The sequence below is a fragment of the Tissierellales bacterium genome, assembly GCA_035301805.1.
Lineage (GTDB): Bacteria > Bacillota > Clostridia > Tissierellales > DATGTQ01 > DATGTQ01.
Genome location: DATGTQ010000130.1, coordinates 1 through 12,326, shown reverse-complemented (window position 1 = coordinate 12,326; position 12,326 = coordinate 1). Strand labels below are relative to the sequence as shown.

The following is a 12,326-nucleotide window of genomic DNA, read 5'->3' as shown; positions in this document are numbered from 1 at the left end:
TTTCACCTCTTTACTGAATCATCTTTTTCAATTCTAGCATTTTATCTCTTAATTCAGCTGCCTTTTCAAAATTTAACATTTCTGATTCTTTTAACATTTCTTCTTTTAAATTATTAATCATAATATTTAATTCTTCTTCTGACCATATTTCTTTCTTATATTCAGCTTCTTCCTCTACTACTTTAGTCGCCTCTATAATATCCCTAACATCTTTTTGTATAGTCCTTGGAGTTATATTATGCTTTTTATTAAATTCATTTTGTATTCTACGTCTTCTATTTGTTTCATATATAGCATTTTTCATAGATTTAGTAATTTGGTCACCATACATAATGACTTTACCGGAAGAATTCCTAGCTGTCCTACCAATTGTCTGTATAAGTGAAGTTTCAGAACGTAAAAATCCTTCTTTATCTGCATCTAATATAACTACTAAAGAGACCTCTGGCAAATCCAAGCCTTCCCTTAATAGATTTATACCTACTAATACATCATATTTTCCTAATCTTAAATCTCTTATTATTTCCATTCTTTCAATAGTTTCTACATCCGAATGAAGATAAGTGACTTTTATTCCTATTTCCTCGAAATAATTTGTTAAATCTTCTGCCATACGCTTTGTCAATGTAGTTACTAATACTCTTTCATTCTTTTCCTCCCTAAGCTTTATTTCCTTTACTAAGTCGTCAATTTGCCCCTTAGTCGGTCTAACATCTATTTCTGGATCTAAGAGCCCTGTAGGCCTAATTATTTGCTCTACTACTTGTTCTGAATGTTCCCGTTCATAAGGACCTGGTGTTGCACTTACATAGGTTATTTGATTTATATGATCTTCAAATTCATCAAAACATAAAGGCCTATTATCTAAGGCAGATGGTAGTCTAAACCCATAATCTACAAGGGTAGTCTTTCTAGATCTATCACCTCTGTACATACCCCTTATTTGAGGTAAAGTTACATGAGATTCATCTATTATAATCAAAAAATCATCTGGAAAATAATCAATAAGTGTATAAGGTTTACTTCCTTTAGACCTACCACTTATATGTCTTGAATAATTTTCTATTCCTTGACAGTAGCCCATTTCCCTTAACATTTCTATATCGTATCTAGTCCTTTGCTCTAATCTTTGGGCTTCTAACAGTTTTTCTTGTCCTCTTAATTCTTTTAATCTTTCCTTTAACTCTTCTTCTATGCTTAAAATAGCCCTTTCAACTTTATCTTGAGACGTAGCAAAGTGAGATGCAGGAAATATAGAAATATGATTTCTAAGTCCTACTATTTCTCCAGTTAAATAATTAATCTCTACTATTCTATCTATTTCATCACCAAAAAACTCTATTCTAACAGTTTGTTCACTAGAAGATGCTGGAAATATTTCTAGCACATCTCCTCTTACTCTAAAAGTTCCTCTTGTAAAATTAATATCGTTTCTTTCATATTGAATATCTACAAGTTTTTTAATAATATCATCTCTATCCTTAATCATTCCTGGTCTCAAAGAGACAACTAAATTTTCATAATCAATAGGGTCTCCTAAACCATAAATACAGGATACACTTGATACTACTATTACATCACGTCTCTCAAATATAGATGCGGTAGCTGAATGCCTTAATTTATCTATTTCATCATTTATAGAAGCATCCTTATCAATATAAGTATCTGTTTGTGGTACATAGGCTTCTGGTTGATAATAGTCATAATAACTAACAAAATATTCTACAGCATTATTAGGAAAAAATTCTTTAAATTCACTAGCTAATTGATAAGCCAAAGTCTTGTTATGAGCAATAACCAATGTAGGCTTTTGCACTTTCTCAATAATATTAGCCATAGTGAAAGTTTTTCCTGAACCAGTTACACCTAATAAGGTTTGATGTTTTAAACCATTATTTATTCCTTCAGAAAGCTTTTCTATAGCTTCCGGTTGATCACCTGTAGGTTTAAATTTTGATACAACTTTAAACTTTTCCAAGAATTTCACCTCTTCGTTTGAACGCACGTTCGTTCTATCCATATTATAATACAAGGAAATATAAAGTCAAAGTATTTATTAAAAAACTTTGTACAAAATATAAATAAACCATATTGCACTTATTTTAATAATATTATAAACTATTAAGGAAGGAGGAGCTAAAATGAAAAAATTGTTTTTAACATTAGTAACCATAGTAATGCTAACTGTTTTAGCTGGGTGCCATGAACAAGAAAAATCTCCCACTGTAAATGCTGGAAGAATAAAGAATAGGGAAAAAAATATAGGTTATAAAATAGAAAAAATAGTATTATCTAAAGGTTATCAATCCACAGAACCTAGTGTTGAAATTGTAAAAAAAGATAACCAATATAAATTATTAGCTAGTTTAGGACTAATTGAGTGTTCTGGAGTAACTATTGATAAAATAACTAAATCCGGAGACGAAATAAATATTTATATTAATAAAGAAAACCAAGGTGAAGAAACCCAATTAGCCATACCTCAGGTAATTATTGAAGTAGAAGACTTAAACCTTAAACAATTGGAAAACCTTAAATTCAATATAATAAATCAAAACTATAAGCCGATTAACTTAAAATTTAGTAAAAATGAAATACTCAATAATATATATTCCCAATTTAAGATAGCCTCAAACACAATACCGGAAGTTGACCTTACCCGTCTTAATGACAAATTAATTTGGAATATAAATTTCAATGGTATTTTTGACAAGGAAAGCTCTAATAATCCACTTATTAATTTAAGTGTTAAAGTAGACGCAGACACTGGTGAAATATTATCATCCTATGAAGAAGTAATCTCTAAATACATAGACAATGGAGTAATTTTAGACTATGTACCCAATAAATACCTTCTATATAAAAGAGGTAAGAATGATGACGATGACAACTATAATACATTATGGATATACAGTTTTGAAACAGGTAAAAAGAAAAAATTATATTCTTCCAAGGATCCAATATATAATGCAAATTTTAGCTCAGATTATTCAAATGTTGCATTTATCAAATATAACAAACACAATGAAGAAATTACAAATCTACTACTAGTTTCAATAGAAGATAAAAAAACTGTAAATATAACTCCTGATAGTCAGATGCAACATACATGGCTAATAAAATGGCAAGATAATAATTTATACTTTATTAATAATGATACTAATTATAAATCTACAATCTATAAATATAGTATGGAAGACAAAAGTTTAGAATCAGTTATGCAGTTAAATAAAAATATTTTTGATTTTGATATAAAAGATGATACTTTCTTACTAACGGAATTTAATAAAGATGAAATTAACAAGAATATATATATTGCAAAGGATAATAAAATTGTTAAAGAAATAGATGATGGTTTTAAAGCTACCTTCTTTGGTGACAACAAAATATTATATTTAAAAAACCTAGAAAACAAGGAAGAAAATATCTTTAATATATACGATTTAAATGGAAATACTAAAAGTGTTAATTCAGAATCAAATATCCAAGGTTATATTCCTATAGATGATGAAAGGTTAATTTTTGTTTTAAAAAATGAATCTAACACTAATTATAGCTTATATAAATATAATATTAATACCCAAGTATCAGAACCTTTTATTAATATTAGTGGGGATAAGCTATTTTATGATGAAGAACAAAATACTGGGTATATTACTTTAAACCCAGCCATTGATGATTCAGACAAAAGTATCATTTATTCTATAAATTTGAATCAATTAGAAATAAATAATTAAAAGGAACCAAATTGGTTCCTTTCTTTATTTCTCTACTTTTTCTTTTATTATTTCTAAAGCTTTTTGTAATTGAACATCTTCTTCTAAATTTTCTAATCCTATTTCTTCTATATCTTCAGGTAATTCTACAACAACATCTGGTTCAATTCCCACTTCATGAATACTTGTTCCCTTTGGTGTAAAATATTCTGAAACTGTTAATTTGAATCCTGAGCCATCAGGAAGTTCCTTTATTCTTTGCACTATACCCTTTCCAAAAGTTTTAGTTCCAACTAAAACAGCTCTTTCATTATCCCTCATAGCTCCAGCCAATATTTCAGAAGCACTAGCACTTCCTTCATTTACTAATAGAACAAGGGGTATATCTATTTTTTTCTTATCTGATTTTAAGTATTCCTTTTCTCCATCTCGGGTTTCTGTATATACAACTACTCCTTCATCTAAAAATTCATCGGCTATATCTACGCAAACATCTAAAAGGCCACCTGGATTATTTCTTAAATCCATTACAATACCTTTTATATCTTTCTTCTTTAATTCCTCTAGTTCAACTTTAAAATCATCATAGGTTAAATCATCAAAAGACGTAACTTTAATATATCCAATATTATCATCTGCTATTTCTGACTTTACAGTTTTAAGTCTTATCTCTTCCCTAGTTATAGATATATCCATTTCTTTGGTTTTTCCATCCTTATTTTTTCTCATTATAGTCATATCAACGTTAGTACCTGGTTCACCCTTCATCAACTTTACTGCAGCATCCATCTTATCTGCCGTAAATTCTTCCCCATTGACTTTAATTATCTTATCACCAGTTTTAATTCCAGCCTTTTCCCCTGGAGTATCTTCTATAGGGGATACAACTGTTATTAAATTATCATCTCCTGGTGTTACAATAACACCTACTCCACCGTAGACGCCCTTTGTATGCTCCATAAAGTCCTGAAATTCATCTTTAGACATATATTGAGAATAAGGGTCTTCAAGAGATTGAAACAACCCTTTTAGCTGTCCGTCCAACATGGTTGCCTCATCTACTTCCTTCAAATAGTACTTTTCGATAAAATCTTCTAATGCACTAACCTTAGAATATTTCTCGGCAGCTGCCGTCAACTCTTCATACTCACCTTTTGGAACTATTACTTTATTTTTCAATGGAACAGAAAAAACATTAGTAAAAGTAAAAGTGAGTATGTTAGTAACAATTAGTAAAACCACTAGAAAGGTTGTTTTTCTTTTATTTGACATCCTCTTCACCTCGACAATTAAGCATCATGTAATCTATTTTATTAGATCTTCTTAAACATTATACCATTAGACCTGATTGTTTACAAAAAAATATACAAAAAAGATAGGAGAATTTTCATTCCCCTATTTTTATTAAAAATAATTCTAATTTATATTTTACCTTAGGTAACGCATTGGGTTTACGTGTCCACCATTTACTCTAACTTCAAAGTGTAAATGGGGTCCTGTTGAACGACCACTATTTCCTGATCTTGTTATCATTTGACCACGACTTACTTTAGACCCTACACCTACTAAGAGGGCAGAGTTATGGGCATATAAAGTTGAAATACCACCACCATGGTCTACAACTAAATAATTTCCATAGCCACCATTGTAACCTGTTTTTGCAATAATAACAGTACCACTATCTGCTGCATGTACTGGAGTGCCTACAGGTATCCCTATATCAATCCCCGAGTGGAAACTACCCCATCTTGGTCCATAAGGTGAAGTTATAGGCCCACTAGATGGCCAAGCTAGAGCTCCACCACCACTTGGTGGTGTAGGCGCAGGAGTATTATTATTAGGTTTATTGCTTGCTACATTGTTATTTCCTCTATTGTTCCCTCCAGTTGTCCTATTGCTTGTACCTCTAGAGGGTGAAGGAGTAGCGGCAGCCATTTGTTTACTTGATATTTCTGCGGATATTTGTTCAGATTCTTTTTCTAGTTCTGCATATTCCTTTTCAATAGTTTCAATATCTTTTTCTAATTCTTTCATAGCGGCCTCTTTTGTGCTTGTAGCAGCTACTAATTCTTCTTTCTTTTCCTTAGCCTTCTCTTTAGCAACTTCTACAGAAGATTTTTGAGATTTGAGTTCTGCTTCCTTTTTGTCAACAATATCTTTTTGTTCTTTTATGTATTCTAATAGGTCCACATCATAATTTACTACTGCTTGGACCATATCCTTCCTAGCTAGAAAATCTCCAATACTAACTGAGGATAAAAGAACTTCTAAATATCCAACATTACCTTTCTTATACATAACTCTTAATCTAGAATTAAACTCTTCTTGTTTTTCATTCATACGTTTTTCTGCGGCTTCTATCTCTTTTTTAGTTTCTTTAATTTCTTTGTTTAAACCTTCTAATTCTTTTTCTACCTTTTCTAGTTCATCAGTTGCTTTAGTTACTTTTTCATCTAGACCTTTTATTTCATCTGTTAAACTAGACGATTGTTTCTTCATTTTATTCATTTCACTTTTCTTATTTTCAATATTTTTTTCTACATTGCTTTTCTTATCTTTTAAATTTCCTACATTATCTGCTACACATATATTACCCATTGTAAAAATTAAGACTAAAGCCATTGCAGTTAACGAATAAAAAATCTTGCGCTTCATTATATTGGTATACACCTCCTTACATATTATATTTAAACATTTAAGAAACGTTTAAGCGATACTAAACTACCAAGAACGCCTATGCCTACCCCTATAGCTGTAAATATTATGATAATATCATTTGTCAAAGCATAGGGTGGAATTAAATATATAGTAAAAAATAGATACAGCTTTTCACTTATTCTTGTAAAGAAATATTTATAACCATAATTAACAACAAATATTGATAAAACTGATCCTAACAATCCAAGTAATAATCCTTCTACTATAAATGGTCCCCTAATATAACCATTAGTAGCTCCCACATATTTCATTATATTTATTTCTTCTTTCCTTGCTGTTACAGTTATTTTTATTGTATTAGATATAATAAATACAGATATAAATAATAACACACCTACTACTATTATACCACCTGTTCTTATATAATTGGTGGACGTTATAAGTTTAGATATTATATCTTTGTAATATTTAACCTCATCCACACCTTCTAAGTCCTCTACGCTTTTTACCACACCATCTGCATTTTCAACATCTTCTAGTTTTACTATAAAAGACTCTGGCAATGGATTTTCTTCTATTCCTTCTAATAAATCTTCTCCTAAATCTTTTTCGAGAATTGCCATAGCATCATCTTTTGTTTGGTAATCTATTGAAACTACTCCTTCACAATTCTTAATTTCCTCTTCAATACTCTCTCGTTGGGCTTCGTCTATATCCAAATCTAAAAAGATTTGTATCTCATCAAATTTATGCTTTACTTCAAGGGCTACATTATTGATACTTAATATAAGTATTAATATCATACCTAATACCAATAATACTGCTGTAATAGAACCAACAGAAGCTAAACCCATTCCTCTATTTCTCCAAAGTCCTTGAAAACCTTGTTTCATCATATTCTTAAATATTCGGAATCTCATGCTTGTACTCACCCTCTTCTTCATCTCTTACTATTCTTCCAGACCTTACTGCTATAACTCTCTTTTGCATATCATCAACTATATTTTTTGCATGAGTGGCCATCAATACAGTAGTGCCTCTTCTATTTATTTCTGCTATGATCTCCATAATACCCCAAGAGGTCTTAGGATCCAAGTTTCCTGTAGGTTCGTCTGCTATTAAAATAGAAGGTTTGTTAACTATTGCTCTGGCAATTCCCACTCTTTGGTGCTCTCCTCCCGATAATTGACTTGGATAACAATGAGCCTTATCATTTAATCCTACCATCCTTAATACACTGGGAACTCTTTTCTTTATTTCCTCAGGGTGAGTCCCTAATATTTCCATAGCAAATGCTATATTTTCATAAACTGTTTTATTTTCCAATAACCTAAAATCTTGAAATACTACTCCTGCTTCCCTTCTTATATATGGTATTTTTCTATTCTTAACTTTAGTTATATCCTTACCATTTAAAATAACACTTCCTGAAGTAGGATTTTCTTCTTTAAGAAGAAGCTTAATTATAGTGGATTTTCCTGCTCCACTTGCTCCTACTAAAAAAACAAACTCTCCTTTATCAATGGAAAGATTCACATTTGATAAAGCTCGAACTCCATTATCATATATCTTAGTGACATTTATCAATTTAATCAATATTTTTCACCTCTATTAGGTATCAATATAAACCCCTTCATTATATCTTTGTAAATTCCTTTAATACTTTTTTACTATTTATAAAATCACTTATATTATGTATTCTACCTTCTACATTAAAACCCCTTTGATTTACTATAAATCCTTTCAACATTTTTCTAAATCTTGTTTATTACTTTGAAATTATATTATAATATAGATTGTAAGAAAAATAAACATGTTGAGGTGATTCATTTTGAATTCTAATAAAAAAACAATTCGTGAAACCATGTTAAACAAAAGAGGTCAACTATCAAATGATGAAATAATAGTAAAAAGTAATTCTATTGCTAAACATCTTTATAATACAACTTATTATAATAACTCAAATTTCATTATGACATATATTAATTTCCGCAAAGAAGTTATTACAAAAGGTATTATACAAAATTCTTTAAAAAAAGGCAAGGATATAGGTGTACCTATTACCGTACCAAAAAGTAGAAAACTAATAGTATCACAGTTAAAAGACTTCGAAAAAGAACTAAAATTAGGCTTCTACAATATATTAACACCTAAAAAAGAATATATTAGAGAAGTGGAACCTAGTTCTATAGACCTAGTCCTAGTCCCTGGGGCTGGTTTTGATAAACGGGGATATAGAATAGGTTACGGTGGGGGTTACTATGATACATTTTTTACTACTTTAAATAAAGATGCTATCAAAATTGGCCTAGCTTTTCAAATGCAAATTATGGATAAGGTTCCAAATGAAGATCATGATATACCTGTAAATTTTATTATTACTGAAAATGGATTAATTAAGTGCTATAATGTATAAGGGTAATATATTTTAGATTTAGGAGGAGTTTGTATGACTAGAACCGTAGGTACTACTGCTCGTGGAATTAGAGCACCTATTATTAAAAAGGGCGATGATATAATAAATATTGTAGTAGACTGTATAATAAATTCATCTGAAAGTGAAGGTTATGAAATTAATAATAAAGACGTTATAGGAGTTACAGAGTCTTTAATCGCAAGGGCCCAAGGAAATTATGTTAATATGGAAGAAATCACAAAGGATATAAATAATAAATATAAAGGAGATATTGGTGTAGTATTTCCTATTCTAAGTAGAAATAGATTTTCTTTAATATTAAAAGCTATAGCTGCAACAGAGAAAAAAATCTATTTAATGTTAAACTATCCTAGTGATGAGGTGGGAAATCCTTTAATGGATATTGATAAAATGGATAGCTTTAATATAAACCCTTATACTGATAATTTAACTGAAAAAGAATACAGAGAACTTTTTGGTGAAAAAGTTATTCATCCATTTACAGGTATAGACTATGTAAAAGTGTATAAAGATTTAGCCGTTAATGACAATATAGAAATACATTTAACTAATAATCCAACAACAGTTTTAAAATATACAAAAAATGTTTTACTAGCTAATGTTCACGACCGAAAAAGGCTAATGAAAATCTTAAAAAATGCTGGTGCTGAAACTATTTACGGCTTAGATGGCATATTAAATAGCCCTGTTAGTGATGGTAGTGGATACAACCCAGAGTATGGATTGTATGGCTCTAATTTAGCCACTGAAACTCATTTAAAACTTTTCCCTAGAGACTGTCAACACTATGTGGACGAAATTCAAAAAGAAATGAAGAGACGGACAGGTAAAAATATCGAAGTAATGGTTTTTGGTGATGGAGCTTTTAAAGATCCTATAGGCGAGATTTGGGAGTTAGCTGACCCAGTAGTATCTCCAGGGTATACTAAAGGTTTAAGGGGAACTCCTAACGAGGTAAAAATCAAATATTTAGCAGATACTGAATTACAAGATTTAAAAGGTGAAGAAATAGAAAATGCCATAAAAGAAAAAATAATTAATAAAAAGGATGATTTAATATCTAAAAAAGAATCTATAGGTACTACCCCTAGACAAATAACTGACTTACTAGGAAGTCTATGTGATTTAACTAGCGGTAGTGGTGATAAAGGTACACCAATAGTCTATATACAAGGCTACTTTGATAATTATGCTACAGAATAGAAAATTAATAGCGAATAGACAGTTTAGTTGACTATCTATTCGCTATTTCTTATTCTTTAGGTATATCTTTGATTTTCAATTCTCTATCTACATACTTAGCCAATAAAGACTTAACTACTGCAGCTATAGGAACAGCAAAAAGCATTCCCCATACTCCAAAAAATCCTCCACCTATTAAAATAGCAGTTATAATCCAAAAGGGCTTCAAGCCAACTTGTATTCCCAATATTTTAGGGCCAAGATATAAACCATCAAATTGTTGTAATAAGAATATAAATATTATAACCCATAAAGCTTTAAAAGGACTATCAAATAATGTTAGTATAGCTGCTGGTATCATCCCTATAAATGGACCAAAATAGGGTATCATATTAGTAATTCCAACTATAAGGCTTATAAGTAATGCATAATTAATCCTCATAATCAACATTCCAATAAAACATAAAAATCCTATAATTAGAGAATCAAGTAATTTCCCTACGAAAAATTTTGAAAAAGAAGTTTTTACATCTTTCTGAACCTCTACTAGAACTTTGGCTTTGTTCATTGGAAATACTGCAAAAGTTAAATTTCTAATATTTTTTGCAAAAACTTCCTTATCCTTTAATATATATATAGATATAATAGAACCAAGAACAAAGTTTGCGAAACCAGAAGTTAAATTAATTATTTGAGTTAATGTTTTATTTAGAAGAGGGCTTATACTTTCACCAACTTTAACTATTAACTTATCTAACATTGACTGTAAACTTGATAGAACCCCTAACCTATCCAGTTCTTGAATCTTACTAGGTTTAGTTGATAGCCAGCGTTCAGTATCTCTTATATAACCTGGAATTTCTTTGCCTAAATTTTTAATACTGTCTATTACTGTAGGAGTAATTATTGTAAAAAATAATATTATTACACCATAGAAGATAACATATACAATAAGTATATTTAGCCACCTTTTTAACTTATATTTCTCTTCCAACTTCAACAAAAGTGTATTCAAGAAAAATGCAATTACAAAAGCCCAAATAAAAGGCTTACTTATCTTTTTTATTACTTCATTAAAATTGCTATTGTCTACCATTTTAAATAATAGGAATGCAATTATTAATATGAAAAAAAGTTTAAAGTAATTAGTTTGTTTTTTTATTTTCTATCACCTCTTTGGTATATTTTTATTTAATATTATCATATTTACTCTAATTATACTAGCTAAAATGTTTGTCCATAGTTAATCCCTATATTCAACTTCCAATGTTATTTCTTCAGGTAATTCTTTTAAGTTTGTCTTTACAATGATAAATGGATAAGTAATAACTTGCTGTACAATTTCATTAGGTTTTGGATCTTTAAACTTTGCAAAAACCTTTAATTCTTCTTTTCCCTTTTTATTTTTTGCATTTTCTATTCTATCTATCTCTACAGAATAACCTGCAGTGTTCTTTTCCCCTCTAGTGACTACTACAAATATTCCCTCATCTATTTTACACCCTAAAGCTCTTTCTTCTGATAAATATTTAGGCAGAACTTCACTTATCTCCTCAGGAATTTCATGAGTCGCTAAAGTATCATATTTCACGTTTTGATCACCCTTACCTAAATATTTGGGTATAAATAATATACCCGATACAATAACCAATATAATAACTCCAATTAATATTTTTCTTCTCATCCTACCCCCTCCAGATATAAATTTTCTCATATTATATTTATTCCTATAGGTTATAGAATATGTTTAATATCTTAAACTAGTCTAAAATGCATATTACTATTCTCAAAAACTCCAGTTACAAAATTTATAAGATATAATAACCCTTGCCAATTGGCAAGGGTTATTATATCTTATAAATTATAAATTTTTTTTGCCTTTTCAACTATATTTTCAACTGTTAATCCATACTTTTCAAGTAATTCATCCCCAACTCCTGATTCTCCAAAAGTGTCTTCCACTCCAATTCTCAACACCGAAACTGGATGATTTTCCACTACTACCTCTGATACAGCACTACCTAAACCACCAATAATGTTATGTTCTTCTGCAGTCACTATTCCTTTAGTCTCTTTTGCTGCTTTAATAATAATATCTTTGTCTATAGGTTTAATAGTAGCCATATTAATTACTCTTGCAGATATACCTTCTTTTTCTAATTCCTTTCTAGCATCTAGTGCTTTTTTAACCATTACTCCAGTAGCTATAATAGTTATATCATTACCAGATTCTAATTCTACTCCTTTTCCAATTTCGAATTTATAATCTTCATCGAATATTACAGGCACTCCGCTTCTCCCTAATCTTATATATACTGGACCATTATGCTCTG

The 12,326-nt window shown here is 29.9% G+C and carries 11 protein-coding genes; 3 read left to right on the top strand and 8 right to left on the bottom strand.

Annotated features, from left to right (window positions below; all coding sequences use genetic code 11):
* Nucleotides 1–10 precede the first annotated feature (10 nt).
* Nucleotides 11–1,978, bottom strand: coding sequence for an excinuclease ABC subunit UvrB (gene uvrB, locus VK071_06145; protein ID HLR34896.1), 1,968 nt, complete (start codon nt 1,976–1,978; stop codon nt 11–13).
* A 163-nt stretch (nt 1,979–2,141) separates the two neighbouring features.
* Between uvrB and VK071_06140 the strand changes: the two genes are divergently transcribed.
* Nucleotides 2,142–3,737 (top strand): hypothetical protein, encoded by a 1,596-nt coding sequence (locus VK071_06140; GenBank protein ID HLR34895.1) that lies wholly within the window; start codon nt 2,142–2,144, stop codon nt 3,735–3,737.
* 24 nt (nt 3,738–3,761) lie between these two features.
* Here VK071_06140 and VK071_06135 read toward each other — a convergent pair whose 3' ends face one another.
* The 4 genes from VK071_06135 to ftsE all read right to left on the bottom strand — a co-directional run bounded on the left by VK071_06135 (nt 3,762) and on the right by ftsE (nt 7,970).
* Complete coding sequence (locus tag VK071_06135; protein ID HLR34894.1) at nt 3,762–4,988, bottom strand: S41 family peptidase; 1,227 nt, start codon at nt 4,986–4,988, stop codon at nt 3,762–3,764.
* Between the two features lie 156 nt (nt 4,989–5,144).
* On the bottom strand, nt 5,145–6,371 hold the full coding sequence (locus VK071_06130; protein ID HLR34893.1) for a peptidoglycan DD-metalloendopeptidase family protein: 1,227 nt from the start codon (nt 6,369–6,371) through the stop codon (nt 5,145–5,147).
* 32 nt (nt 6,372–6,403) lie between these two features.
* On the bottom strand, nt 6,404–7,294 hold the full coding sequence (ftsX, locus tag VK071_06125; protein HLR34892.1) for a permease-like cell division protein FtsX: 891 nt from the start codon (nt 7,292–7,294) through the stop codon (nt 6,404–6,406).
* On the bottom strand, nt 7,275–7,970 hold the full coding sequence (gene ftsE / locus VK071_06120) for a cell division ATP-binding protein FtsE (GenBank protein ID HLR34891.1): 696 nt from the start codon (nt 7,968–7,970) through the stop codon (nt 7,275–7,277). Before ftsE ends, ftsX begins: the two co-directional genes overlap by 20 nt.
* A 235-nt stretch (nt 7,971–8,205) precedes the next feature.
* On the opposite strand from ftsE, the gene VK071_06115 reads away from it, so the two are divergent.
* Both VK071_06115 and VK071_06110 read left to right on the top strand, forming a co-directional pair.
* Complete coding sequence (locus tag VK071_06115; GenBank protein ID HLR34890.1) at nt 8,206–8,790, top strand: 5-formyltetrahydrofolate cyclo-ligase; 585 nt, start codon at nt 8,206–8,208, stop codon at nt 8,788–8,790.
* A 33-nt stretch (nt 8,791–8,823) separates the two neighbouring features.
* On the top strand, nt 8,824–10,014 hold the full coding sequence (locus VK071_06110) for a coenzyme F420-0:L-glutamate ligase (GenBank protein HLR34889.1): 1,191 nt from the start codon (nt 8,824–8,826) through the stop codon (nt 10,012–10,014).
* Between the two features lie 49 nt (nt 10,015–10,063).
* On the opposite strand, the gene VK071_06105 is transcribed toward VK071_06110, so the two are convergent.
* The 3 genes from VK071_06105 to VK071_06095 all read right to left on the bottom strand — a co-directional run.
* Complete coding sequence (locus tag VK071_06105) at nt 10,064–11,110, bottom strand: AI-2E family transporter (protein ID HLR34888.1); 1,047 nt, start codon at nt 11,108–11,110, stop codon at nt 10,064–10,066.
* A 126-nt stretch (nt 11,111–11,236) separates the two neighbouring features.
* Nucleotides 11,237–11,677, bottom strand: a complete 441-nt coding sequence (locus tag VK071_06100; protein HLR34887.1) for a protease complex subunit PrcB family protein — start codon at nt 11,675–11,677, stop codon at nt 11,237–11,239.
* A 170-nt stretch (nt 11,678–11,847) separates the two neighbouring features.
* Nucleotides 11,848–12,326, bottom strand: a 479-nt coding sequence (locus tag VK071_06095; protein HLR34886.1) for a transketolase C-terminal domain-containing protein, incomplete at its 5' end; no start/stop codon positions are given.

Bases quoted from the DNA above. Each gene is read 5' to 3' on its own strand.
- ftsX (HLR34892.1), bottom strand. From the start codon at position 7,294: ATGAGATTCCGAATATTTAAGAATATGATGAAACAAGGTTTTCAAGGA.
- VK071_06100 (HLR34887.1), bottom strand. From the start codon at position 11,677: ATGAGAAGAAAAATATTAATTGGAGTTATTATATTGGTTATTGTATCG.
- VK071_06140 (HLR34895.1), top strand. From the start codon at position 2,142: ATGAAAAAATTGTTTTTAACATTAGTAACCATAGTAATGCTAACTGTT.
- VK071_06110 (HLR34889.1), top strand. From the start codon at position 8,824: ATGACTAGAACCGTAGGTACTACTGCTCGTGGAATTAGAGCACCTATT.
- VK071_06135 (HLR34894.1), bottom strand. From the start codon at position 4,988: ATGTCAAATAAAAGAAAAACAACCTTTCTAGTGGTTTTACTAATTGTT.
- VK071_06130 (HLR34893.1), bottom strand. From the start codon at position 6,371: ATGAAGCGCAAGATTTTTTATTCGTTAACTGCAATGGCTTTAGTCTTA.